General features: G+C 63.2%; 23 protein-coding genes. 17 read left to right on the forward strand and 6 right to left on the reverse strand.

Annotation, left to right across the window (positions count from 1 at the left end; all coding sequences use genetic code 11):
• The first annotated feature begins 177 nt into the window (after positions 1-177).
• Positions 178-1,050: a type I methionyl aminopeptidase gene (map, locus tag CAQUA_RS04380; protein ID WP_196824343.1), complete on the forward strand. Its 873-nt coding sequence runs from the start codon at positions 178-180 to the stop codon at positions 1,048-1,050.
• An 88-nt stretch (positions 1,051-1,138) separates the two neighbouring features.
• On the opposite strand, the gene mtr is transcribed toward map, so the two are convergent.
• A complete protein-coding gene (gene mtr / locus CAQUA_RS04385; RefSeq protein ID WP_196824342.1) occupies positions 1,139-2,560 on the reverse strand; it encodes a mycothione reductase in 1,422 nt (473 codons plus the stop codon).
• A complete protein-coding gene (locus CAQUA_RS04390; RefSeq protein WP_231375416.1) occupies positions 2,557-3,555 on the reverse strand; it encodes an alpha/beta hydrolase in 999 nt (332 codons plus the stop codon). Before CAQUA_RS04390 ends, mtr begins: the two co-directional genes overlap by 4 nt.
• 153 nt (positions 3,556-3,708) lie before the next feature.
• Between CAQUA_RS04390 and mqo the strand changes: the two genes are divergently transcribed.
• Entirely contained in the window at positions 3,709-5,244 is a 1,536-nt protein-coding gene (gene mqo, locus CAQUA_RS04395) for a malate dehydrogenase (quinone) (RefSeq protein WP_196824340.1), read from the forward strand.
• 52 nt (positions 5,245-5,296) lie between these two features.
• Here the strand turns inward: mqo and CAQUA_RS04400 are convergent, their stop codons facing one another.
• Positions 5,297-6,529 (reverse strand): protein adenylyltransferase SelO family protein, encoded by a 1,233-nt coding sequence (locus CAQUA_RS04400; RefSeq protein ID WP_196824339.1) that lies wholly within the window; start codon positions 6,527-6,529, stop codon positions 5,297-5,299.
• A gap of 88 nt (positions 6,530-6,617) precedes the next feature.
• Between CAQUA_RS04400 and cobA the strand changes: the two genes are divergently transcribed.
• The 5 genes from cobA (at position 6,618) to CAQUA_RS04425 (ending at position 9,766) form a co-directional block, all read left to right on the forward strand.
• The gene (gene cobA / locus CAQUA_RS04405) at positions 6,618-7,385 is read left to right on the forward strand and encodes a uroporphyrinogen-III C-methyltransferase (RefSeq protein ID WP_196824338.1); all 768 of its coding nucleotides are present in this window, start codon (positions 6,618-6,620) and stop codon (positions 7,383-7,385) included.
• Complete coding sequence (locus CAQUA_RS04410; RefSeq protein WP_196825602.1) at positions 7,369-8,400, forward strand: class I SAM-dependent methyltransferase; 1,032 nt, start codon at positions 7,369-7,371, stop codon at positions 8,398-8,400. The genes cobA and CAQUA_RS04410 overlap by 17 nt, the downstream gene beginning before the upstream one ends.
• 16 nt (positions 8,401-8,416) lie before the next feature.
• Positions 8,417-9,148, forward strand: coding sequence for a DUF1648 domain-containing protein (locus CAQUA_RS04415; protein WP_196824337.1), 732 nt, complete (start codon positions 8,417-8,419; stop codon positions 9,146-9,148).
• 79 nt (positions 9,149-9,227) lie between these two features.
• Complete coding sequence (locus tag CAQUA_RS04420; protein WP_196824336.1) at positions 9,228-9,500, forward strand: type II toxin-antitoxin system Phd/YefM family antitoxin; 273 nt, start codon at positions 9,228-9,230, stop codon at positions 9,498-9,500.
• Positions 9,501-9,511: 11 nt separating this feature from the next.
• The gene (locus tag CAQUA_RS04425; protein ID WP_196824335.1) at positions 9,512-9,766 is read left to right on the forward strand and encodes a Txe/YoeB family addiction module toxin; all 255 of its coding nucleotides are present in this window, start codon (positions 9,512-9,514) and stop codon (positions 9,764-9,766) included.
• 6 nt (positions 9,767-9,772) lie between these two features.
• On the opposite strand, the gene yaaA is transcribed toward CAQUA_RS04425, so the two are convergent.
• Positions 9,773-10,528 carry a peroxide stress protein YaaA gene (yaaA, locus tag CAQUA_RS04430; RefSeq protein ID WP_196824334.1) on the reverse strand — a complete coding sequence of 252 codons (756 nt, stop codon included), beginning with the start codon at positions 10,526-10,528 and terminating at the stop codon, positions 9,773-9,775.
• A gap of 44 nt (positions 10,529-10,572) precedes the next feature.
• Here yaaA and CAQUA_RS04435 point away from each other — a divergent pair, with 44 nt between their 5' ends.
• A complete protein-coding gene (locus CAQUA_RS04435; protein ID WP_196824333.1) occupies positions 10,573-12,354 on the forward strand; it encodes a proline--tRNA ligase in 1,782 nt (593 codons plus the stop codon).
• Here CAQUA_RS04435 and CAQUA_RS04440 read toward each other — a convergent pair.
• Positions 12,337-13,302 (reverse strand): DUF4439 domain-containing protein, encoded by a 966-nt coding sequence (locus tag CAQUA_RS04440; RefSeq protein ID WP_196824332.1) that lies wholly within the window; start codon positions 13,300-13,302, stop codon positions 12,337-12,339. The genes CAQUA_RS04435 and CAQUA_RS04440 overlap by 18 nt on opposite strands.
• Before the next feature lie 57 nt (positions 13,303-13,359).
• Here CAQUA_RS04440 and rimP point away from each other — a divergent pair, with 57 nt between their 5' ends.
• From rimP to CAQUA_RS04485, 9 genes are all read left to right on the forward strand, one after another.
• Entirely contained in the window at positions 13,360-13,953 is a 594-nt protein-coding gene (gene rimP, locus CAQUA_RS04445; protein ID WP_196824331.1) for a ribosome maturation factor RimP, read from the forward strand.
• Between the two features lie 9 nt (positions 13,954-13,962).
• Complete coding sequence (nusA, locus tag CAQUA_RS04450) at positions 13,963-14,991, forward strand: transcription termination factor NusA (RefSeq protein WP_196824330.1); 1,029 nt, start codon at positions 13,963-13,965, stop codon at positions 14,989-14,991.
• 234 nt (positions 14,992-15,225) lie between these two features.
• Positions 15,226-15,510 (forward strand): YlxR family protein, encoded by a 285-nt coding sequence (locus tag CAQUA_RS04455; protein ID WP_196825601.1) that lies wholly within the window; start codon positions 15,226-15,228, stop codon positions 15,508-15,510.
• A 123-nt stretch (positions 15,511-15,633) separates the two neighbouring features.
• Positions 15,634-18,759 carry a translation initiation factor IF-2 gene (gene infB / locus CAQUA_RS04460; protein WP_196824329.1) on the forward strand — a complete coding sequence of 1,042 codons (3,126 nt, stop codon included), beginning with the start codon at positions 15,634-15,636 and terminating at the stop codon, positions 18,757-18,759.
• Positions 18,752-19,225, forward strand: coding sequence for a 30S ribosome-binding factor RbfA (rbfA, locus tag CAQUA_RS04465; RefSeq protein ID WP_196824328.1), 474 nt, complete (start codon positions 18,752-18,754; stop codon positions 19,223-19,225). Before infB ends, rbfA begins: the two co-directional genes overlap by 8 nt.
• Positions 19,225-20,235 carry a DHH family phosphoesterase gene (locus CAQUA_RS04470; RefSeq protein WP_196824327.1) on the forward strand — a complete coding sequence of 337 codons (1,011 nt, stop codon included), beginning with the start codon at positions 19,225-19,227 and terminating at the stop codon, positions 20,233-20,235. The genes rbfA and CAQUA_RS04470 overlap by 1 nt, the downstream gene beginning before the upstream one ends.
• A gap of 35 nt (positions 20,236-20,270) precedes the next feature.
• A complete protein-coding gene (locus tag CAQUA_RS04475) occupies positions 20,271-21,593 on the forward strand; it encodes an MATE family efflux transporter (RefSeq protein WP_196825600.1) in 1,323 nt (440 codons plus the stop codon).
• On the forward strand, positions 21,590-22,444 hold the full coding sequence (locus CAQUA_RS04480) for a metallophosphoesterase family protein (protein ID WP_196824326.1): 855 nt from the start codon (positions 21,590-21,592) through the stop codon (positions 22,442-22,444). The genes CAQUA_RS04475 and CAQUA_RS04480 overlap by 4 nt, the downstream gene beginning before the upstream one ends.
• Positions 22,444-23,112 carry a 4'-phosphopantetheinyl transferase family protein gene (locus CAQUA_RS04485; RefSeq protein ID WP_196824325.1) on the forward strand — a complete coding sequence of 223 codons (669 nt, stop codon included), beginning with the start codon at positions 22,444-22,446 and terminating at the stop codon, positions 23,110-23,112. The genes CAQUA_RS04480 and CAQUA_RS04485 overlap by 1 nt, the downstream gene beginning before the upstream one ends.
• Here CAQUA_RS04485 and truB read toward each other — a convergent pair.
• On the reverse strand, positions 23,109-24,002 hold the full coding sequence (gene truB, locus CAQUA_RS04490) for a tRNA pseudouridine(55) synthase TruB (RefSeq protein WP_290178928.1): 894 nt from the start codon (positions 24,000-24,002) through the stop codon (positions 23,109-23,111). The two genes, CAQUA_RS04485 and truB, sit on opposite strands and share 4 nt — an antisense overlap.
• Positions 24,003-24,007 lie beyond the last annotated feature (5 nt).

Raw genomic sequence — 24,007 nt, forward strand, 5'->3', positions numbered from 1 at the left:
CTAGCGCCAGATCGATTTTCCCGCCCGAGCCTCAGTCGCGGCCTGTGGATAACTCCGAAACGCCCCCATTTTCTTCCCACCACCACCGCGCAAAAACCGCTCACGCTGCACGGATGCGGATTTATCCACAGCCACGCGAATGCGGCGAGTTTTCCACAACGGGTTACCATGGTTGCCATGTCTCGTTCAGGTTTGCTCACTCCAGGTCGTCCAACTCCCATCCGCACGGTGCCCGAAGACATCGAGCGCCCTGAGTACGTGTGGAAGGATGCGGTCCAGGAGAACATCGGCGAGCCTTACGTCCAGCCCCCGGAGGTCATCGAGGCCATGCGCGAGGCGTGCACCATCGCCGCTGACGCGCTTGAGGCCGCGGGGGCAGCGGTGGCACCAGGCGTAACGACGGATGAAATCGACCGCATCGCCCACGAATACATGCTGGACCACGGCGCGTACCCCTCAACGCTGGGTTACCGGGGCTACCCGAAGTCCTGCTGCACTTCGCTGAATGAGATCGTGTGCCACGGCATCCCGGACACCACGGTGATCCAGGAGGGTGACATCTGCAACATTGACGTCACCGCCTACAAAAACGGTGTCCACGGCGACACCAACGCGACGTTCCTCGCCGGCGAGGTGAGCGAGGAGCACCGCTTGCTCGTCGAGCGCACCCACGAAGCGACCATGCGCGGCATCAAAGCCGCTAAACCGGGCCGCGAGATCAATGTGATCGGCCGCGTCATTGAGTCGTACGCGAAGCGTTTCGGCTACAACGTTGTCACGGATTTCACGGGCCACGGCGTCGGCCCGACGTTCCACAATGGCCTGGTCATCTTGCACTATGACTCTGACGCTTACACGGATGTCCTCGAGCCGGGCATGACTTTGACCATCGAGCCGATGATCAACCTGGGCGCCCTGCCGTACCGCATGTGGGACGACGGCTGGACGATCCAGAACATCGATGGCAGGTACACCGCGCAGTTTGAACACACCATCGTGATCACTGAAGAGGGCAACGAAATCCTCACCATCCCCACCTCGCAGAGGTAAAGGGCTAGTCGTCTAGCTTATCGACGAAAAACCTTCGGCCCTCCGCGCCCCGCCCCCGCTGGCGACGCTGCGCGGCGCAGCGCGCGGTCTACGCCGGCGGGAAGTCGAGATCGAGTCCCAGGATCGCGTTTTCCGTGACTTCGGTCAGGGCGGGGTGGATCCAGTATTGGTGGCGGGCGACCTTGCGAAGATCCAGATCGAAGGCCATGACGGTGACCATCTGTTGGATCAAGGTTGCTGCCTGCGGGCCCATGTAGTGGGCTCCGAGGAGTCGGCCCGTGGAGCGGTCAGCGATGAGCTTCACGGCACTAGTTGTGTCTTCCATGGCCCAGCCGTAAGCGACGTCGCCGTAGGCTTGGATTTTGCAGGTGACGTCGTGGCCGGCGTCGAGCGCCTGCTGCTCTGTCATGCCGACGGAGGCGAGCTGCGGATAGGTGAACACGGCCGACGGGACGTGGTCGTGGGGCAGGGGGATCATGCCGGCGCGGGACGGGTCGTTTTGTGCGTCCGCGACGCACAAAACGTTGTGGCGCACCGCGCGCAGCTCGGCGTTGGCAACGTGCTTGAGCATATAGGGCGAGGACACGTCGCCGACGGCCCAGACGCCGTCGCAGGTGGTGCGGCCGTAGTCGTCGACTACGATGCGGCCGTCGTCACGCACGTCGATTCCGCTCGCCTCCAGGCCTAGCCGGTCGCTGTTGGGGACGCGGCCGGTGGCGACGAGAAGGGCGGAAGAGGTGACGGTCGTGTCGTCGTCAAGCGTGAGCGTGACACCGCCATCGGGTGAGGTGGTGGCGGCCGTGACCACGCGCCCCAGGTGGGTTTCGTAGCGTGGCGCGGCTTGGGCATTGAAGCGGTCGTGGATGTCTTTGTCCAGGTGGCGCATCAGCGGCGAGCGATTCACGATCCTCACGTGCGTGCCCAGGGACTGGAAGACGTGGGCGAATTCCATCGCGATGTAGCCGCCGCCGAGGATCGTGAGTGATTCCGGCTGCTGCGGCAGCCGCATGATGTCCTCGTTCGTGTGGAACTCCACACCAGATTCTGCGATCACCGGCGGAATGAACGGGCGGGATCCGGCGGCGATGATGATGGTGTCGCCGCTGATCGTGGCGGGTTCGCCGTCGATGGACGTGCGCAGCGTTTTCGGGCCGGTGAACTCCGCGTGGCCGTTGTAGAGGTTCACGTTGGGGCACTCGTCGCCGCGTCGGTAGTCCTCGCCGCCGCGCGCGATGATGTCCACGCGGTGCGCGAAGACGCGATCGACGATCGCGGGCCAGTCGGCGCCCTCAAACGTCATGTCGATGCCCAGTTTGGACGAGTCGGCGGCCGTTGCCGCGGTGTCGGCCGCGACAACGTACATCTTCGTGGGGATGCACCCGGAGTTCAGGCAGGTGCCGCCAAAACGCGGGCCTTCTTCGACCAGTGCGATTGAGCAGTCGTCGAATTCTTCTGTGGGGAAGGAGTTGCCGGAGCCGGAGCCGATGATGATGATGTCGTAGTGCTTCATGGGCGGGCCTCGCTCACACGCTCGATCCACGCGTCGGTTACGCGGTAGGCCTCGTCGAGGACCTCTGGCTGGGAGAGGAATACGTCGTGGAGCGCGCCGTCGATAACCGCGAGCTCCGCGTTGTCCGACAGCGTCGGCGCCCAGCGCTTGATCTGCTCTACTTCCAGCACCGAATCAGCGGTGTCTGCTTCCTTTGAATAGGGTTTGCCCAGGTAGGACTTAGCGGAACACAGCGTGAGCGTAGGTACGCCGGTGTCGATGTCGCGGTCGTGGATTTGCGCTTGGCCTTCGATCACGGCGCGCAGCCACCCCAGGTATTTCTGGTGGCCGCCGGGACGCTTCTTCACCAGGTCATATTCCCAGCGCCCATGCGCCCCCGCGTGGATCGATTCGCCGTAGGTCGCCTCGCCGGAAATCGGCAGCGTCATCAAGGGCCATCGCTTGCCGACGGCCCGAACCACCGGCGCGGCCACCTTAATGAACAATTCGGGGAATTGCAGATCAACCCACGGGCTGTTCAGGACCAACCCGGCGATCAGCGAGTGCGTCTCCGGGTCATTACGGCGCATGTCGTCGGCCCACAGGATCACGTTGAGGCCGCCGGTGGAGTGGCCCATGGGGATGATGGCCCCGTGTTCGTCGGCAAGCATGCGCGCGACCGCCGTGAGATCTGCGTGGTAGTAACGCATGTCCGTGGTGTAGTGCCAGCGTTGGTCGGCTTTGTGCGCGCGACCGCACTTGCGCAAGTCCACGCCGTAAAACGGGTAGCCCTGCTCAAGGTAGTGGCGGGCGACGTGGTCTTGGAAGAAGTAGTCGGACATTCCGTGGACCCATAGCAACGCGGGTTTTGCTGGGTCGATGGAGTGCCCCGGGCCGGGCACCGCGCGCACGAGGACGGTTTCGACCGTGCCTTCGCCGTCAGGATCCGTGCCTAAGGGGATCGTCGTGTACTCGAAGCCGTCGCCCAGTTCATCTGGGTGCCACACAGTTGTCATGGGTTTCATTATAGGCGCGGTGTGAGGGACATATCTCACACGCGACTCACGTTATCGGGGTCACGGGGCGTATGGTTGATGGGCGAGTATTTTTAACACTCCCACAACGTGTTGCCTTAAGTGAGTAACCCAGATCGAAGAGGTCAAAAAACGGTGTCCGACAAACCGAAGCCCAAGCCAATTGGCGATGAAGTCGACGTTCTCTTAATCGGTGCTGGAATCATGAGTGCCACCCTTGGCGCCATGATTCGCCAGCTGGAGCCGAGCTGGACCCAGGTAGTCTACGAGCGCCTGGATGCCCCCGCGCTCGAGTCCAGCTTCGCGTGGAACAACGCTGGTACCGGCCACTCCGCACTATGCGAGTTGAACTACACGCCGGAAAAGAACGGTCGCATTGACATCTCCAAGGCCATCGACATCAATGAGAAATTCCAGGTGTCGCGTCAGTTCTGGTCCCACCAAGTCAAAGAGGGCGTTCTGACTGATCCGACGGAGTTCATCCACTCCGTGCCTCACGTGTCCTTCGCGCAGGGTCCGGACCAGATCAACTACCTTGAGCGCCGCTACGAGGCCCTGAAGGACAACCACATGTTCTTCGGCACCGAGTACACGGATGATCCGGACGAATTTTCAAAGGTTCTGCCGCTCATGGCTGAGGGCCGCGATTTCGACGCGGAGCCCGTCGCGATTTCGTGGAGCGAGGCCGGCACCGACGTCAACTTCGGTGCTCTTACCCGCCAGTTCTTCGCGTCGGCCGAGCAACACGGCACCGACATCCGCTACGGCCATGAGGTCATCGGTCTGAAGCGCCGCGGTAACTTCTGGAAGGTCACGGCACGCAACCGCCACACCGGCGCCAAGGAAGTAATGCGTGCCCGCTTCGTTTTCGTCGGCGCGGGTGGCTACGCCCTTGACTTGCTGCGCATGGCCGGTGTGCCGGAGGTCCGCGGCTACGCTGGCTTCCCCATTTCGGGTATGTGGCTGCGGTCCACGAATGATGAACTCGTCGAGAAGCACCGTGCGAAGGTGTACGGCAAGGCCAAGGTGGGTGCCCCGCCGATGTCCGTGCCGCACCTGGACCTTCGCGTGGTGGACGGCAAGGAGTCGCTCCTGTTCGGCCCGTATGGTGGCTGGACGCCGAAGTTCATGAAGAAGGGCTCCTACCTGGACTTGTTCAAGTCGATCCGCCCGAACAACATCCCGTCCTACTTGGGTGTTGCCGCGTGGAACTCGGATTTGGTGACCTACCTGGTCGAGGAGGTCTTCAAGGACTTCGACGGCAAGGTGGAGACGCTTCGCGAGTACCTGCCGAACGCCGACGGCCGCGACTGGGAGACCGTCGTTGCTGGTCAGCGCGTGCAGATCATCAAGCCAACCACGCCGCCGCACTTCGGCTCCCTGGAGTTCGGTACCGCGCTGGTCAACGACCAGAACGGCACGATCGCCGGTATCCTCGGCGCCTCCCCGGGCGCGTCGATCGCCCCGGCCGCGATGCTCGAGCTTCTGCAGCGTTGCTTCGGTGAGCGCATGATCGAGTGGTCGCCGATGCTCTACGAGATGATCCCAACGTACGGCCGTTCCCTCCAGCGTGAGAAGAACGTCTTCAAGGAGCAGTGGGCCTACACGCAGCGCGCGCTTCAGCTTGACGACGAACACCACTTCCCCGACACCATGGGCGCCCACGACTAGAAAACCACGTGAGGCTGGTCGGTCCACCCCCGTGAGGCTGGCGCAGCCAGCCTCACGTGCCGCAGAAGGTCACGTACTCGCGTTCTCCTTCCGGCTGGGCCATCCATTCGGGTCCTGCGTCCGGGTTGAATGGATCCGTTACCGCGGCTAGCAGTTCGAAGTATGAACTGTAGTCGCGGTTTTTCTCTGCCTTGGTGATGGCGTCGTCGAGCATGTGGTTGCGGGGAAGGAAGAGGGGGCCGTGGTCGTGGGTGCGGCCGGTGCCGTCGGTAAGCGGCCAGGGGTGGGAGCTGTTGTAGGTGGTGATGTCGCCGGTGGTGGAGAGGCCTTGGAGAAGCGTTGTCCACTGTGAATCCCAGGTTTCCTGGATTCCGCCGAGAATCGACGTGAGGGTGGCTTCGTCGCTGATTGCTAAGAGTGCGTCGGCAAGCCGCGCGAGGTTCCACGCGATGATGTTGGGTTGGTTGCCGAATGCGTAGCGGCCGCCGCGGTCGATGGAGGAGTAGACAGCGTTACCGCGGAAGGTTTCGGTGAATGCGCACGGACCGTAGTCGATGGTTTCGCCGCTGAGCGCGGTGTTGTCGGTGTTCATGACGCCGTGGACGAAGCCTACGCGCATCCACGCGGCGACGAGGCGCAGTTGCCGCTCCATGACGGTGCGCAAGAGCTCGTCGGCGGCGGGGAAGCCCGCGGCCAAAACGACGCGCTGCACAAGATCGCCCGCGTTGAGTGCCGCGAGCTGCACGGTGCCCACGCGGAGGTGGCTGCGCGCGACGCGTGCCACGATGCCGCCGGGCACGGGGCCGAATTGGCGCTCGACGGTCTCGCCGGTTGCGACGACCGCCAGCGATCGCGTGGTCGGGATGCCCACCGCGTGCATGAACTCGCTGACCAGGTATTCGCGCAGCATTGGTCCGATCGCCCCGCGGCCGTCGGAACCAGGACGGGAAAACGAGGTGCGGCCGGAGCCTTTAAGTTGGATTTCCCGCCGCACGCCATGCGCGTCGGTGAGGTCGCCGAGGAGCAGCGCGCGGCCGTCGCCAAGCAAAGGCACGAAGGTGCCAAACTGGTGACCCGCGTACGCCATGGCGTGGCCGCCGCCGGCGCCGGTAAGCCACGCGACGCCGTCGTCGCTGCGTAGCCACGCAACGTCAAGGCCCAGCTCGTCGGCCAGGGGCTCGTTGAGCACCACCAATTCCGGGGCCTCGCAGGGGGCGCCGTGGGCGTCGACTGCCATTTCCGGCAGGGCGTCGGCGAGTGTGTGTTCAAGCGTGGGGGCAGACATAGCACTTTTAGCTTAGATCCTCAGCTAAGATCTTCACGGCCCCGCCGGGGCGCGGGGTCAATGGGCGAAGGGTTTACACTGGTACGCCATGAGCGCAGCGGAAAACGGAGTCACACAGGGGACGGTCACATTGGTCGGCGGCGGCCCGGGGGAGTGGGACCTGATCACCGTGCGCGGTCTGCGTGCGCTGGAGGCCGCCGACGTGATTCTTACGGATCACCTTGGGCCCACGAACCAGCTTGACCAATTCCTTGATCTCACCGGCAAGGAGATCATCGATGTGGCGAAGCTGCCGTACGCCAAGCAGGTGGCCCAAGAGCGCATCAATGAGCTCCTCGTTGAGCATGCCCGCGCGGGGAAGCGCGTCGCGCGGCTCAAAGGCGGGGACCCGTACGTGTTCGGCCGCGGTTTTGAGGAGCTTCAGGCCTGCGCGGCCGCCGGCGTGCCGTGCACCGTTGTCCCCGGCGTGACCAGCGCCGTGTCTGTCCCTGCCGCGGCCGGGGTGCCCGTCACCCAGCGCGGCGTCACCCACGCGTTCACTGTGGTCTCCGGCCACCTCGCGCCGGGCGACCCTCGCTCGCTCATCGACTGGGGTGCGCTCGCCCGCATCGGCGGCACGATCGTGGTGATCATGGGTGTGCGTCAAGTGCGCGCCATTACGCAGGCGCTCATGAGCGCCTCACTAGCCCCCTCCACCCCCGCCACCGTCATCCAGGACGGAGAGACACCCCGCCAGCGTGCATTCCGCACTACGGTCGCCGAGCTCGCCGATGTCATGGAGCGCGAGCAAGTCACTAATCCGGCCGTGTACGTCATCGGGGAGGTGGCGGGGCTTGGAGATGCGCACGCTGGATAGGTTGATCCTCGACACGGCCGCCGAGGGTGATGCGTCAGCGATCACCCTCGACCCGACCGGGGCTCTCACGGCGGCCGCGCTCGGTTCTGGCCGGCCGGTGCTCAGCGTCGACTCCGACTACTCGCGGGCTCACGCCGCTCACGCCACGGGGGCCACGGTCGCTGGTATCAATGAGCCTTTGCTTATCGACGACTTCCTTGCCACCCATCTGCCCCTCACCGGTGCGTCGGGGATCGTCGCGGTGGGGGAGATGCCTAAATCGCTCGGTCGGTTGGACTACCTTGCGCGATCGATTGCGGGAGCGGCTGCCCGCGCCGGGATGGCGGCGCAGGTGGTGTTCGGTGGGAATAACAAGCACCTGGCGCGGTCGATGAATGATGTTCTTGCGCAGTCCTTCGATGAGGTCACGGCGTCGCGCGGCCGGGGGAAATTCCGTTGCTTGGTCGCGTCCGGCCCACGCGACGTCTCTTACACCCCGCCCACTGCGAACGGGTTCACGGCCTACGGCGGGGTGTTCTCCGGGACGAAGGCTGACCATGGCGGGACGTTCCTCGCTACGGTGGTGGCTGATCTGGGAGTCACCGCTGGTTCGGATGCGGAACCTACGGTGTTGGATCTGGGGTGTGGCAATGGGTCCGTCGCTAAGCAATTGCTCGAAGCTGGTGCCGTGACGGCCGGGCAGATCACTGCGACCGATGCTGACGCGGACGCTGTGCTTTCTGCGCGGGCGAACCTTCCTGGAGTGACTGTGACCTGGGATGATGCGGGCTCGCGGTTCGCAGAGGGGTCGTTTGACGTGATCGCGCTGAACCCACCGTTCCACGACCGTGCGGGTGTTGATGCTACCTTGGTGCAGCATCTGCTTGACGGCGCGCGGCGTTTGCTCGCGCCGGGCGGTGAGCTTTTCATGGTGCATAACTCGCACCTGCGCTACCGCGGCGAGGTGGAGAAGCGGTTCGGGCGCGTCCAGCAAGCCGCGCGCAATGAGAGGTTCACTGTTCTGCGGGCTGGATGAAGGAGAGTCTCACGGTATGAGCACACGGAAGATCTACGCGATCGCCGTCGGTGTTGTTCTGGCAACGCTGGTGTTTATTTTGGTCAATTACGACCAGATCCCGGACCCGATCCCGGTGCATTTTGACAGTGATGGGAATGTGAACCGGACTACGCCGAAGAACTTTTTCGCTGCGACGAACGGGGTGTGGTTCGCGCTCGGACTCGTTGCGGTTTTCTACACGGCCTTGCCAACGCCGCGCATGGCCCGGATCCGCATGGACGTCCCAGCTGACTCGGATATCCCTTTTTCCGATACGGCGTCAGACAAAGCCGCCACGTTGCTGGCGAAAACCGGTAAAGCCATGGCGTGGACAGCTCTTGGGGCTGCTGTGACTTTGTGCCTATTGGAAATCACAACAACCATCCCGGCTTTCAGTGCCTGGACCCCGGTCGCGATAGCACTGATCATTATTGGTTCGATTCTGTGCGTCGCGCTCTTTTTCCGAATCGCCTTTACATGGTCGAAAGAACTCGCGGAAATGCCTACTGACGAGGCCGAAAAAATCCGCGCAAAGCACTTCAAGTACGGCAGCGGAATGGGCTTCTACAAGGAACCGAACGACCCGATGGTGATGATGCTTGCCTCAGGCGGCGAAGCCAAAGTAGACCTCAACTTTGCCCACGCGCCGGTTCGTCGCTGGGCACTAACCATGGGTGTCACGTTGGCGCTCTTTATCGCGTACTCCATCGTCAGCGCGACGCTATAGCACCGAACGACCGTCCCCAGAACTAGCAAAAAGATCACTTGTACCATATTCTTGTACTAGAGAATGTGAGGTGGTTGGTATGTCTCTCAGCGCTAGTGAAGCTCGGCGGACGCTTTTCCCGCTTATCGAGCGAGTAAATAATGACCGTGAAGCTGTGGAAATCGTGTCTCGTCACGGAAATGTAGTTTTAATGTCCGCCGAGGATTACTCGGCATGGCAAGAAACTGCTTACCTGTTCCGATCGCCTGCTAATGCGCGTCGGCTTTTGGATGCATTTGACGCTGCTTTGTCAGGGCGAACTGAGATACACGACGTGGATCTCGAGGCTGATCTCGAAGAGTCCTCGGAGTAAGAAGGTTTCCTGTGCGGCTGGTGTGGACGCCTCAAGCCTGGGAGGATTACCTCTACTGGCAAGCGAACGATAAGAAGGTGCTGAAACGGGTGAATCAGCTCCTCCGTGATTGCTTAAGGGATCCTTTCGTAGGAATCGGCAAACCAGAACCACTTAAGTACGGGATTTCGGGGGCTTGGTCTCGCCGGGTCACGGAAGAGCACCGGCTCGTGTACATGGTAGAAGGCGAAGACTTAGTGATTTTCCAAGCTCGTTACCATTATTGATGTGGTTTAGACCACGAGGGTGAGCTGCTGGCCGTTGATCTCTACCGTCATGCCTGCTGCTGCGGCGATGTCGGCAACGTCGCTGATCGATGACACGGAGCCTGCATCCGGGGCTACCGCGACAACGCGGGCGAGTTCGCCCTTGTAGTGCTTGTTGAAGTGGCTGACCACTTTGCGCGAGCCATCGGGCTGCACGGATTCGACGCGGACGGTCATGGACGCAGGGTCGTTCTTCGGCAGGGGTCCGAGCTGCTGGTAAGCACCAGAGCGCATATCCACGACGAAGCCTTCGGCGGCAAGTACATCGGTGATTGCTGAGCCCCAGCGGGCTTTCATGGCGGGGACCGCTGATTGCTGTTCGTTCGAAGACGTCGAACGAACGGGAAGTTTCGATCCGCCGGAGAGACGGTAGCGGGGAATGGTGTCGGTGGCACGGGCAACACCAAACAGGGCGGACCCGATGGCTAGATGTGCCAAGGCGGAATCGGGGAGAGTCTCAGCGTCCAAGGCGTCGTAGAGGACCCCGGTGTAACGGTAGATGGCGGGCATGACGGGGGCGTCGATAAGCGTGCGGTTCCCTTGCGCTTCCTCACGCTTGGTGGGCGGGAGCGTGAGGGCGGCCATCATCTCGTCGACCTCAAGCGCGGCGAGGTCCGCCATGATCTCTTGGCGGATGGGGTCGAGCGAGGGGAAGGAGACGTCCATGGCGTCGGGGACCCCGCCGGGGGCCTTCGTTTCGGACGGCGGCAGCACAATAAGCATGCTGCTTACGCTACCGCGCGGGAAGCGGTAGTAACCTGAACGGCATGATCACACGCCTATCCCAGCTGTTCCTGCGCACGCTGCGCGAAGACCCCGCCGACGCCGAAGTGCCTAGCCACAAGTTGCTGGTGCGCGCGGGGTATATCCGCCGTGCCGCGCCGGGCGTGTACTCGTGGTTGCCGCTGGGGCTCAAGGCGCTGCGCAAGGTCGAGGGGATCGTGCGCGAGGAGATGGATGCGATCGGCGCGCAGGAGCTCGTGTTCCCGGCGCTTTTGCCGCGCGAGCCGTATGAGGCGACGAACCGTTGGACGGAATACGGTGATGACCTCTTCCGCCTTAAAGACCGCAAGGGCGCGGACATGCTTCTTGGGCCCACGCACGAGGAAATGTTCACGCTTGCCGTGAAGGATCTCTACAGCTCGTACAAGGATTTCCCGGTGGTGCTGTACCAAATCCAGAACAAGTACCGCGATGAGGCGCGTCCGCGCGCGGGTATTTTGCGCGGGCGTGAGTTCATCATGAAGGACTCCTACTCCTTCGACATGTCGGATGAGGGGCTCGCGGAGGCTTACGCGAAGCACCGGGCCGCGTACCAGCGCATTTTTGACCGCGTGGGCCTGCGGTACGAGATTTGTCACGCAACCTCCGGCGCGATGGGCGGTTCCGCGAGTGAGGAGTTCCTCGCCTACAGCGACAACGGTGAGGACACGTTCGTGGTGTCCACCGCGGGCGATTTCGCGGCAAACGTGGAGGCAGTGGTCACCGTTCCGCCCGCGCCGACGCCGATCGAGGGCCAGCCGGAACCTGTCGTTCACGACACCCCAGCGTCGGAGACCATCGAGTCGCTCGTCGCCTGGGCCACTGCGAGCGGCGTGCTTATCGACGATCGCCCAGCGACCGCCGCCGACACCTTGAAGTGCATGATGGTCAAAATCGACGATCCGCGCGTGGTGGGCGACGACGGCGAGCCAGTGGGCCCGCAGCTCACAGGCATTCTGATGCCGGGTGACCGCGCGCTGGATGAAAAGCGCCTGGAGGCGTCCCTTGAGCCGGCGACGTTTGAGCTTGCATCCGATGAGGACTTTGTCAAGAACGAGTTCTTGACAAAGGGGTATGTCGGTCCGCGCGCGCTCAACGCGAACGGCGTGCGCGTATTGGCCGATCCGCGCGTGGTGGAGGGCTCGAGCTGGATCACTGGCGCTGATGAGAACCAAAAGCATGTCGTGGGTCTAGTCGCGGGCCGTGACTTCACCGTCGACGGGTATGTCGAGGCGGCGGAGATCCTAGAAGGCGACCCGAGCCCGTCGGGCAATGGCACGCTGGAACTCGCCCGCGGTATCGAGCTGGGTCACATCTTCCAGCTCGGCCGCAAGTACACCGAGGCTTTGGACGTGCAGATCCTCGACGAAAACGGCAAGCGCGCCACCCCGACCATGGGCTCCTACGGTATCGGCGTGACCCGCATGTTGGCTGTCGTGGCGGAGCAGAACCTAGATGACAAGGGCCTTGTGTGGCCGGTGTCTGTTGCACCGTTCCACGTCCACGTGGCGGTGGCGAATAAGGATGCTGCGGCGCTGGAAGCCGGGGAGCGCATCGCCGCCGAGCTTGATTCCGCGGGCATCGAGGTGCTTTTCGACGACCGGCCCAAGGTCTCTCCCGGCGTGAAGTTCAAGGACGCGGAGCTACTGGGCATGCCGTTCATCGTGATCCTCGGGCGTTCGTTTGCCGACGGGATCGTGGAGCTGCGCATCCGCGGAGGTGAAACCCTCGAGGTCCCGGCCGATGAGATCGTGGCTAAGGTCCGTGAGCTAGTTCAGGCTGGCTAGGCGCTGGGCGTTAGCGGCTAGTTCAATGGCGTTGTGTCGCCAGCGGGAGCTGGTGGCGTCGGCGGCGGCGCTGCGCCACGACGCGATTAGGGATGATTCCATTGCGCTGACGAACGCGCTGGCCGTAGGGGTGCTTGTCGGTTCCTCACCGGAATCAAACTCATAGCCGGGGGCTTGGGCTGGGGTGGGCGAGCCAGCGTTGTTCAGAGTTGTCGTGAGGCATGAGATGCGGTCTTCGTGGCCGTCGCGCAGGGTGTCGATGCGGTACTGGAGGGGATCGTCTGCATACGCCGAGGCGAGATCGAGGCCGTAGAGGGCTGCGTATTCGTCGTCGAGAAGCTTCCGGGCCGCCTCAACATCGACTTCATCGATCGGCTTGGCCTTGTCGTCGGCCGCGCTGGATTCTTCCGCTTCGCACAGCTTCTCGTCGAAATCGGGGTTCGTATTAGCCATGTCCTTGTCCACCGCGGCCAGCAGGTCGATTGCGTGGGCGGTGACGAGGTCTAAGGAATCGTCGGGAAGCGATGATGCGCGCGTAACAAGGGTGAGAACCAGCGATTGGGCGGCTTCATCAATCGTGGTAGCGCCCGCGACGGGCTCTGAGTCTGGTGCGGTGCGGTCGACCTGGCAGCTAGTGGGCGGGGTGCCGGTCTCATCGACACCGCAGACGCGGGTGATCTCCGCAAACAACTCATCAGCTTGGGTGCGGCGCAAATCGGCGATGGGCTGGGTGAGCGGGTCACGGGACAGGGACTGCGCGTCGGCGTCCGCGTGTTGAGCCAAGCTGAGTAACTCCGCGTTCGGTCGCGGTCCGAAGAAATCCAGTGGTGAGCAGGCCGATAGGGGGATCATCAGAGCGATCGCGGAGGCGGCGGCCACTGTAGCGCGGCTGCGGGAGCGTGCGCGCTGGTGGCGCGAAAGGGGAGTGGATCGTCTGTGGTCAATCACGCCATAAAACTGTACTTGTCGCCTGTATTTGTCGCATTGAGGGTTACAGTGGTGGGCATGGCATTCCCAGATACCGCCGAGCTGGAGAGCATCGTTGCTCCCGTCGCCGTACGTCACGGGCTTGACGTGGAGGCGATTAAGACAGTGAAGGCTGGTAAGAAATCCCAAGTCACCATCGCCATTTCTGGAGACGAGGCACCGACGCTCGATCAGCTGGAGGACATCTCCAACGAGGTGTCCCTGCTTTTCGACGAGGCGGAGGAGCGCGGTGAGCTCAACTTCGGCGCTGGCTACACGCTGGAAGTGACCACCCCTGGCATTGATCTGCCGCTGACACTGCCACGGCACTGGCGCCGCAACCGCGGCCGCGTGGTGGCGGTGCGCTTTGGTGAGGGAATGGCACCGGCTAACGGAGGCAAAGACGGGACTCTCTACCGGATTGGCGCTGTTAACAGCGACGACACGGAGGTTGTGTTAGTAAGCCACGCCGAGAAAGGCAGAAAGCACACGCCGCGCGCCATTGCGGTGAGGTTTGATCAAGTGGAAAACGCCGTGGTAGAGATTGAGTTTGGAAAGCCCAATGAGGCGGAGCTGGCGCTCGCGAACGCCGAGTTTACCCAGCTAACGGATGACAACCAGCAGGACAAGTAGGGAGAACAAGTGAATATCGACATTGATGCACTAAAAGCGATCGAGGCACAAGAGGGGATTGATCGCGCTGAGCTGCTGGACACGATCTCCTCCGCGCTGCTGTACGCCTACTACGACTCGAAGGAAGCCGGGGATACCAAAAAGGAACTGCGTTCCCCGGCGGCGACGTCGTCGAAGGCCCACGTCACCATCGACCCGGACACGGGTGCCGTTGCGGTGTTCGTGCTTGAGCGCGATGACGACGGGGAGGTTGTTGCTGAATACGACGACACCCCGGTGAACTTTTCCCGCGTGGGCGCGATGGCTGTGCGCGACGCCATGTTCAAACGCATGCGTACGGCCGAAGCGCACAAGGCGTACGACGAGTATGCGGAGCGGGAAGGCCACGTCGTCTCCGGCGTGGTGCAAGCGGACTCGTTTGCTAATGAACGCGGCATCATCAAAGTGCAGGTGGGTACGGAGACCGCGCCGCAGGACGGCGTTTTGCTGCCTGCGGAGCAAATCCCGGGTGAGAAACTCGCGCACGGTGACCGCGTCAAGGCCTACGTGGTGGGCGTGAACAAGGGCGACAAGTTCGCTCAAGTCAACCTGTCCCGCACGCACCCGGAACTGGTCCGTGGTCTTTTCGCGCTCGAGGTCCCGGAGGTTGCGGACGGTTCGGTGGAAATCGTCTCCATCGCGCGTGAGGCCGGCCACCGCTCCAAGGTGTCGGTAAAGGGAGTGGCCAAGGGCATCAACGCAAAAGGTGCGTGCATCGGCCCGCGCGGATCGCGCGTCACCAACATCATGGATGAACTCGGCGGGGAGAAGATCGACATTGTTGACTACTCCGATGACCCGGCGCAGTACGTGGGCAACGCGCTTGCTCCGTCCAAGGTCGTGCGCGTGGACATCGTGGACGCCGCGGCGCAGGTCGCACGCGTGATCGTGCCTGACTACCAGCTCTCCTTGGCCATCGGTAAGGAAGGGCAGAACGCCCGCTTAGCGGCACGACTGACCGGCTGGAAGATTGACATTCACTCTGATGCCGACGCCTAAACGGCCACAGCAGCACGTGTAGCGGGCCCGACGGGACTTGGAAAAGTACGTTTTCGCGGCCAAGTCGCGTATCCTTAATTCTTGGCTTTCATTCTGTGCCGTTGGTTTCTTCTGATGGCGTGGGTGGGGTCGTCGATAAGCATGTGCTCATGAGCGAAGCGATAAGGAGACGCGACGGTGACTGAAACGAGCGCACCGAAGCGAATCCGGACGTGCATCGCGTACGGTACAGCGATGCCTGACGTGCAGTTACTGCGCGTGGTAGTCGACCCAGACAACCCGATGAGAATCATCGCGGACCCTGTGCGGCGGATGCCGGGGAGGGGCGCGTGGATTACGCCGACGGAAGAAGCTGTTGAACTTGCTGTGAAGCGCAAGGCATTTTCCCGCGCGCTCAAAGTGAGCGGGACTGTCGATGCAAGCCCTGTACGCGAGTACGTCGTCACAGTGGCACAAGCCGCTGAGATGCAAACACAACGTAGATGCGAACACAACGTAATTGAAGGACCGAAGAACTGATGAGACTCCAACCATGAAGCATCAGCGATGAACGTCATGACCACCTTCTAGGGGTCGCCTGCGACGCGAGCTTTGGCAAGCTTGTTGTGGCCCGCGCCCTCTAGCTAACCAACGAGGAGACACGTGCCCAAGCTACGCGTTCACGAGCTGGCTAAGCAGCTCGGCGTAACCAGCAAGGAATTGCTCGCCACCCTGAAGGAACAGGGTGAGTTTGTTAAAACCGCCTCATCCACCATCGAACCTCCGGTGGTGAAGAAGATGAAGGCGCACTACGAGGCTATGGCCGCCGATTCCGGCGACGGCGCGGCTACCGCCACAGCGAAGAAGCCCGCCGGCAAGACCCCCGCGGGCGCTAAGACTCCCGCCAAACCCGCCGCCAAGGGCGCAGCACCGAAGGCTCCGGCCGCGGCGAAACCTGCCGCTGCTAAGCCCGCTGCAGCCAAACCTGCCGCAGCGAAGCCTGCTCCCGCTAAACCTGCCGCCGCCAAGCCTGCGGCAGCGGCGAAGCCTGCTGCCGCTAAACCCGCCGCGGCCAAGCCTGCGGCAGCCAAGCCCGCGGCAGCAGCAAAGAGCGAATCCGCTACTCCCGCAGCCGCTAAACCCGCATCCGCAAAGCCTGCAGCCGCGCCCGCTACGGCGAAACCTGCTGCGGCGAAACCCGCCGCGGCGAAGCCTGGTGCGCCGAAACCGGCCGCAGCGAAACCTGCTGCACCGAAACCGGCCGCGGCGAAGCCTGGTGCGCCGAAGCCTGCTGGGGCGAAGCCTGGTGCGCCGAAGCCTGCTGCGGCAAAGCCTGGTGCGCCGAAGCCTGGCGGCCCGAGGCCAACGGACGCGGCATCCGCGCCGAAGCCAGGTTCTGCTGGTGCCCCCAAGCCAGGTGGCGCGGCTATGCCGCGTCCAATGCCCAAGCCGGGGCGTCCGCGCGTGGCAAACAATCCGTTCTCTTCGCAGGGCGGTTCTCCGCGCCCTGCTCCGCGTCCTGGTGGCGCGCGTGGCGGTGCTGGTGGTGGCGCTGGTGCGCCGCAGAAGCGTCGCGGTGACGGCCCGGCACGTCCGGGTGCCGCGGCTGGTGCACGTCCGGGGCCACGGCCTGGTGGCCGCCCCGGACCGTCGCCGGCGGATATGGCGAATGCCCCAACCCCGGGTCAGATGCCGTCCCGTGCGCCGGGTCGTGGCCGTCCGGGCGCGAACGCTGCTGGCGGTCGTGGTCAGGGTGCCGGTGGTCGTGGTGGCCAGGGTCCTGGCGGCCGCGGTCAGGGCGGACCGGGTGGTCCTGGTGGTCCTGGTGCAGGCGGCGGTTTCCGCGGACGCGGTGGACGCCGCGGCGGAACCGCGGGTGCGTTCGGTCGCCCGGGTGGTGCGCCGAGCAAGCGCCGTAAGTCCAAGGGCCAGAAGAGGGCCGAGTATGAGGAGATGCACGCACCGAACGTCATCGGTGGTGTTCGTCTGCCGGACGGCGGCGGTAAGACCGTGCGTCTGCGCCAGGGTGCAACCCTGACTGACTTGGCAGAAAAGATCGGTACTGAGGCATCGAACCTGGTCCAGGCTCTGTTCAACCTGGGTGAGATGGTCACCGCGACGCAGTCCGTGTCCGAAGAGACGCTGCAGCTGCTGGGTGCAGAGATCAACTATGACGTTGAGATTGTCTCGCCTGAGGATGAAGACCGCGAGCTGCTCGAGTCCTTCGACCTGCAGTTCGGTGAAGACGAAGGTGGCGAAGAAGCGCTTGAGCAGCGTCCGCCGGTCGTGTCCGTCATGGGTCACGTTGACCACGGTAAGACCCGACTGTTGGACTCGATCCGCCAGGCCAACGTGGGTAAGGGCGAAGCCGGCGGCATCACCCAGGGCATCGGTGCTTACCAGACTGAGGTCACCCTAGAAGACGAGCCGCGCAAGATCACCTTCCTGGATACCCCGGGTCACGAGGCCTTTACCGCCATGCGTGCCCGCGGTGCCCAGTCGACGGACTTGGCCATCCTTGTGGTCGCTGCTGATGACGGCGTCATGCCGCAGACGGTGGAGGCTATCAACCACGCCAAGGCAGCGAACCTGCCGATCGTGGTTGCGGTGAACAAGGTGGATAAGCCTGAGGCACAGCCGGACAAGATCCGCGGCCAGCTCACCGAGTATGACTTGGTCCCTGAAGAGTACGGCGGCGACACGATGTTCATCGACATCTCCGCAAAGCAGGGCACGGGTATCGACGATCTGTTGGAGGCCGTCCTGCTGACCGCGGACGCTGCCCTTGAGCTGACCGCGAACCCGGACATGGACGCCCAGGGTCTCGCCATCGAGTCCCACTTGGACCGCGGGCGCGGTCCGGTGTCCACCGTGATCATTCAGCGCGGTACCCTGCGCGTCGGTGACTCCATCGTCGTGGGCGGCAACTTCGGTCGCGTGCGCCGCATGGTGGATGAGTGGGGCCATGACGTTGAGGAAGCTGGGCCGTCGCGTCCGGTGCAGGTCCAGGGTCTCAACGGTGTTCCTGGTCCCGGTGACAACCTCCTGGTGGTCGAGGACGACCGCGTCGCTCGTCAGATCGCTGCGCAGCGTGACGCACGTCAGCGCGCCGCGATGCAGGCACGCCGCGTCAAGCGCGTTTCCCTTGAGAACCTGGATCAGGCTCTCAAGGAGACCAACACCTTGAACCTCATCCTCAAGGGCGACAACGCCGGTTCGGTGGAAGCGCTCGAAGAGGCTCTGCTCAAGATCGAGGTGGACGACGAGGTGGAGGTCAACATCATCGACCGCGGTGTCGGTGCTGTGACCCAGACCAACGTCACGCTGGCCGCCGCGTCGGACGCGATCATCGTTGCCTTCAACGTTCGCGCTGAGGGCAAGGCGACCGAGGAAGCCAACGACGAAGGCGTGGAGATCCGCTACTACTCGGTGATCTACCAGGTCATTGACGATGTCGAGGCTGCTCTGAAGGGCATGCTCAAGCCGATCTATGAGGAGCGAGACCTGGGGTCTGCGGAGATCCGCCAGATCTTCAAGGCTTCCGCAGTGGGCCTCATCGCCGGTTGTATGGTCACCGACGGCAAGGTCAAGCGCGGTGCGAAGGTGCGCCTCGTGCGCGACGGCAACGTCGTTACACCGGATGCGACGATTACGTCGCTGCGCCGTGAAAAGGACGACGTCACTGAGGTGGACAAGGGTTACGAATGCGGTATGGTTCTGTCCTACCCGGACATCCAGGTTGATGACGTGATCCAGACCTACGAGATGGTGGAGGTGCCTCGTGGCTGATAATCCCCGCGCGCAGCGCCTGGCCAAGCGCATCCAGGCGATTGTTGCCTCCGCCATCGAGCGGCAGGTCAAAGACCGCAGACTTGAGCTAGTCACCATCACTGACACTCGAGTCACGGGTGACTTGCGTGATGCCACGGTGTTCTACACGGTGCGCGGCGCGACGCTTGACGACGAACCGGATTACGCCGCCGCCGAGGAGGCGCTGAACCGGGCGAGAGGTCAGCTGCGTAAGACCGTGGGCGATGAACTGGGTGTGAGGTTCACCCCGACGCTGACGTTTGAGTTGGACACGGTGCCTGAAGCATCCGCCCGCATGGAGGAGCTGCTCGCCAGGGCTCGCAAGCGCGACGAAGAGCTCGCTGAGCTGAAGAAGAACGCGAAGCCTGCAGGCGATGCCGATCCGTACAAACACCGTTCTGACGAGGCGGATACAGCTGACTCGGGTTACCGGAAGGACGCGTAATGACAGGTGGGTCCAGGCAGGCTAGTGCGCCGAAGGATAAGCAGTTTGACACCGTGGCGGATGTCGCTGATGCATTGATCGCCGCTGAGACGATCAACGTGGTCACGCACATTCGTCCGGATGCGGACGCGATTGGCTCGGCGTGCGGGCTTGCCCTTGGACTCCGCTCACGCGGGAAGACCGTCAACGTGTTCATTGGCCAGTCCAGTGAACCGGCGGACAACCTGCGCAGCATCCCCGGGATAGAGGAGATCACGTTTACTGACGTGCTCCCCGCCGACGGTCTTATTGTGACGTGTGATTGCGCGTCGGTTGACCGCACCGGACGTTTCGCGGAGGCCATTGCGCACCAGCGCGACCGCGTCGTGGTGATTGACCACCACGCGTCCAACACTGGCTTTGGTGCAGTGAATCTGATTGAACCGGTGGAATCCACCACCGTCTTGATCCGGGACCTGCTTGAGCATATGGGAATCGCGCTGACGGAAGACATCGCCTATTGCCTGTACGCGGGGTTAGTCACGGACACCGGCAGCTTCCGGTGGGGCACCCCGCGCATGCATACGCTCGCCGCGGAACTGATGACCTACGGCGTTAATACGCGCCAGGCCGCGCTGGACCTCATGGATGAGATTTCCGCGCAAGACCTCAAAATGATGGGTTCGGTCATGGCGAACATGAAAACGTTCACCGCCGGCGACTACGAGGTGTCGGTGCTGGTGATCGACGATGAGCGTCTTAAGTCTATGAACCAGACCGCGGTAGAGATGATCATCCAGTACGCGCGCGCCATCGAGGGCAGCGACATCGGTGTGGTCTTCAAAGAAATCCACCCGGCCTACTGGTCCGTGTCACTGCGTTCCTCCCTCGTTGACGTTTCCGTACTCGCGGAAGCGCACGGCGGTGGCGGACATGTTCCCGCGGCTGGCTACTCCGTCGGCGGGGACGTGGATGACGCGATCGCGGCACTTGCCGCCACCATTGCTGGCGGAGAGCCACGGCAGCCGTGACCGCTGAAAGCACTCGTACTGTTTCCGTGGATGCCCTGGTAACCCCAGGCCGCATCCTTTCTCTTGCGCTGCCCGCCTTGGGCGTCCTGTCCGCAATGCCGCTGTATCTGCTGCTTGATACCGCGATCATCGGGCACTTGGGGTCCTCCCAGCTCGCGGCGCTGGCGGCCGGAACCACGGTCCAAGCAGCCGTGACAACCAACCTCACGTTTTTGTCCTACGGCACCACTGCCCGCGCTGCCCGGATGTACGGGGCAGGCCGCCGCGGTGATGCAGTTGCTGAGGGCGTGCAGGCGACCTGGCTGGGACTCGCCGTTGGTTTTGTTCTGGCCACGCTGGTGTGGCTCTTCGCGCCTCAACTAGCCAGCTTCTTCGTCCAAGATGCAGACACAGCCGCGGCTGCGGTGAGCTGGATGCGGGTCGCTGTATTCGCGATCCCGCTCACGCTCATCATCATGGCCGGTAACGGCTGGATGCGCGGAGTCCACAACACGCGTCTGCCGTTTTATTTCACGTTATGCGGCGTGATACCCGGCGCGATAGCGCTGCCATTTTTCGTCGATAAGCTTGGGCTCGTTGGCTCCGCGTGGGCGAACGTGCTGGGTATGGCGCTGACTTCTGTGGGCTTCATCGCGGTGCTTGTGCGTGAGCAGCGCACCCTGGGGTTTTCGTGGGCGCCGAATCCCTCGGTGATTCTGCGTCAGTTGGTGCTCGGCCGCGACCTCATCGTGCGGTCGCTGTCGCTGCACCTGTCTTTCATTCTTGCTGCGGCAGTGGCCGGGCGTATCGCGGTGGTGGCACTGGCGGCGCACCAGGTGTTGCTCCAGCTGTTCCAGTTCCTTTCGTTGGTGCTGGATTCCCTGGCGATTGCTGCCCAGGCGCTCACCGGTGCGGCGCTGGGTAAGGGGGATGCGACCCTTGCCCGCAAGGTGGGGGAGAAGGCCACGGTGTACTCCGCGGGCTTCGCCGTGGCGCTGGCCGCAGTGCTGCTCGCCGGCGGGCCGTGGATCAAACGGATCTTCACCACCGATGATGCCGTGATTGATGCGATGCAGTGGCCGTGGCTTCTCCTCATCGTCATCGTGATCGCCGGCGGTGTCCTCTTCGCCCTCGACGGCGTGCTCCTCGGTGCGGGTGATGCTGCGTTCCTGCGCACGCTGACTGTCGCCGCCGTCTTCGCGGGTTTCCTCCCCGGGGTCGCCGCCGCGTGGTGGTTCGACGCGGGGCTCACCGGCATTTGGTGTGGGCTCGCGGCCATGATCATCCTGCGCCTCATCGGCGACATCTGGCGGTTCTACTCCATGCGCTGGGCGGTTGGGGACCAAGACTCCGAGGACCGTGCGAAGGAAGAGTTATGACCACGCTGTGGGCGGTCTCGGACCTGCATGCCGCGGTGAAAGCTAACCGCGCCCGGATCGAAGAGATCGTGCCGGAAAGTCCGGACGATTGGCTGATCGTGGCCGGGGACGTGGGGGAGCGCACGGAATTGATCGTGCGCGTCATGGCGATCCTGGCGGACCGCTTCCACACGGTGATTTGGGTGCCGGGAAACCATGAGTTGTATTCGCGCAGCGGGGACCGTCACACGGGGCGCGACAAGTACGCGGAGCTCGTGGCGGCGATGCGCAGCCTCGGCGTGATCACGCCGGAGGATGAATACCCCGTGTTCGGCGGCGTCACCATCGTGCCGCTTTTCACGTTGTACGACTATTCGTTCCGGCTCTCTGACGTCACTGTCCAAGATGCGCTTGCGCAAGCGGAAAAGAAAAACATTGTTTTTACCGATGAGGTCGCTATCGCCCCGTTCGTGGATATGCGTGCGTGGTGCTGGGACCGCTTGGCCTATTCCACGAAGCGGCTCTCGCGCATCAACGGGCCGACGATCCTGATTAACCACTGGCCCCTGATCCAGGAACCGACGGAGAAGATGATGTTCCCGGAGATGGCCCTGTGGTGCGGCACCCGCCATACCCGTAGTTGGGCGCAGCGCTACAACGCCACCCACGTCATTTACGGACATCTGCACATTCCAGGCGTCATGGAAGTAGACGGGACGAAGCACATCGAGGTGTCGTTGGGCTACCCGGCGGAATGGCAGGCGCGTAAACCCGGTCCGCTTTCCCCGCCGTGGCCCTACCCGGTGATGAGCCTGCCACGCGCAGACGCCGACCCCGTCGGCACGGTGCAAAGCGAGGAGGTGGCCCAGTAATGCTGGATAAAGACCTCTTCCCGCCCGAAGCCCGCGTTGTGTACTTGCGCACCAGCACGCGTGCCGCTGATGGCCCTGACCTTTCTAATTACCAGGACCTGCACCCTGAAGAGCGCGTGGTGGTCAGCCGCGCGGTGGATTCCCGCAAGGGTGAGTTCGGCGACGCGCGGTGGTGCGCGCACCAGGCGCTTAAAGAGCTCGGTGCGGATTCCATGCAAGCAGTGCTGAAAGGGGAGCGCGGCATGCCGCTGTGGCCGGAGGGTTACACCGGTTCCCTAACGCATACGGACGGTTTGCGCATGGCTGTCGCCGCGCCGACTGATTCGATCCGTTCAATGGGCATCGATGCGGAGCCCGCGGAGCCCCTCCCCGAGGGCGTGCTGGATCAGATCGCGCACGCCAACGAACGCCGGTGGGTAGAGAAGCAAAAGGCCCGCGGCAACCACTGGGCGGACCGGTTGTTGTTCTGCACCAAGGAGGCCACGTATAAGGCGTGGTTCCCCATGACGCTTCGCTGGCTGGGCTTTGAGGACGCGGAGATTGACATCCGCGATGACGGCACGTTTTTCTCCTACCTTTTGGTGCGCCCCACGCCGGTGCCGTTCATTGAGGGCCGCTGGAAGATCGAAGCGGGCTACGTCTGCGCGTCTACGTTCGTTCCGCGCTAAAGGGTGGAGGGGCGCGCGACAAAGGTCGTCGATAAGCGAGCGCCCTTTTCTTTGACTAACGCCACGACCTTGCCTTCGGGCCCTACGGCCGCGTGAACGCCGCGTACGCCGCGGGGCGACAGCCACTTACCCATCGCGAGGTCCGCGTATTCCTCCGCGGTGACCTCGAGCGCGGGCCAGGCGGCCAACAGGGCCTCATCCATCGTCATCGACAGCTCCGCGTGGGCCTCAAGTTCCTCCAGCGTGCGTGCGCGCGTGAGATCAAAAGGGCCTGATGCTTCTCGACGAAGGGCCGTAAGGTGCGCGCCCACCGCAAGTGAGTCGCCCAGATCGCGTGCCAACGCACGGATGTACGTGCCCGAGGAACAATGAACGCGCACGTCAACGTCTATACACCCGCTGTGGCGGCGGATATCTAGAATCTCGAAACTAAAGACGGTGATGGGACGCGGGGGAATCTCAAATTCTTCACCGTCTCGCACCATCTCGTGTGCGCGCTTACCGTTGATCTTGATCGCGGACACCTTTGAAGGCACCTGCATGATCTCCCCGGTGAGCTGGGCGACTGCGTCTTTGATCGCGGCGTCTGTCACCCCCGCGGTGTCGGTGGTGGTGAGGACTTCACCGTCGGCGTCTTCGGTGGACGTGGTTTGGCCCAGGCGAATCGTGGCGGCGTAGACCTTATCGTCCGTCACCAGGTGGGCGAGCAGCTTCGTGCCGCGTTCAATCCCTGCGACCAGGACCCCGGTAGCCATCGGGTCAAGCGTTCCTGCATGACCCACCTTGCGCGTGCCAAAGAAACGCCGCAGCCGCGCCACCACGTCGTGGCTGGTCATGCCCGCAGGCTTATCCACGAAGACCAGGCCGGAGCCCGTTAACGGATCGCGCACAGTGT

It is taken from the genome of Corynebacterium aquatimens, assembly GCF_030408395.1.
Classification (GTDB): Bacteria; Actinomycetota; Actinomycetes; order Mycobacteriales; family Mycobacteriaceae; genus Corynebacterium; species Corynebacterium aquatimens.

Excerpts from the sequence above, each read along its gene's own strand:
- map (WP_196824343.1), top strand. The coding sequence starts at position 178 with ATGTCTCGTTCAGGTTTGCTCACTCCAGGTCGTCCAACTCCCATCCGC.
- mtr (WP_196824342.1), bottom strand. The coding sequence starts at position 2,560 with ATGAAGCACTACGACATCATCATCATCGGCTCCGGCTCCGGCAACTCC.
- CAQUA_RS04390 (WP_231375416.1), bottom strand. The coding sequence starts at position 3,555 with ATGACAACTGTGTGGCACCCAGATGAACTGGGCGACGGCTTCGAGTAC.
- CAQUA_RS04400 (WP_196824339.1), bottom strand. The coding sequence starts at position 6,529 with ATGTCTGCCCCCACGCTTGAACACACACTCGCCGACGCCCTGCCGGAA.
- cobA (WP_196824338.1), top strand. The coding sequence starts at position 6,618 with ATGAGCGCAGCGGAAAACGGAGTCACACAGGGGACGGTCACATTGGTC.
- CAQUA_RS04410 (WP_196825602.1), top strand. The coding sequence starts at position 7,369 with ATGCGCACGCTGGATAGGTTGATCCTCGACACGGCCGCCGAGGGTGAT.
- CAQUA_RS04415 (WP_196824337.1), top strand. The coding sequence starts at position 8,417 with ATGAGCACACGGAAGATCTACGCGATCGCCGTCGGTGTTGTTCTGGCA.
- CAQUA_RS04420 (WP_196824336.1), top strand. The coding sequence starts at position 9,228 with ATGTCTCTCAGCGCTAGTGAAGCTCGGCGGACGCTTTTCCCGCTTATC.
- yaaA (WP_196824334.1), bottom strand. The coding sequence starts at position 10,528 with ATGCTTATTGTGCTGCCGCCGTCCGAAACGAAGGCCCCCGGCGGGGTC.
- CAQUA_RS04435 (WP_196824333.1), top strand. The coding sequence starts at position 10,573 with ATGATCACACGCCTATCCCAGCTGTTCCTGCGCACGCTGCGCGAAGAC.
- rimP (WP_196824331.1), top strand. The coding sequence starts at position 13,360 with ATGGCATTCCCAGATACCGCCGAGCTGGAGAGCATCGTTGCTCCCGTC.
- CAQUA_RS04455 (WP_196825601.1), top strand. The coding sequence starts at position 15,226 with ATGCCTGACGTGCAGTTACTGCGCGTGGTAGTCGACCCAGACAACCCG.
- CAQUA_RS04470 (WP_196824327.1), top strand. The coding sequence starts at position 19,225 with ATGACAGGTGGGTCCAGGCAGGCTAGTGCGCCGAAGGATAAGCAGTTT.
- CAQUA_RS04480 (WP_196824326.1), top strand. The coding sequence starts at position 21,590 with ATGACCACGCTGTGGGCGGTCTCGGACCTGCATGCCGCGGTGAAAGCT.
- CAQUA_RS04485 (WP_196824325.1), top strand. The coding sequence starts at position 22,444 with ATGCTGGATAAAGACCTCTTCCCGCCCGAAGCCCGCGTTGTGTACTTG.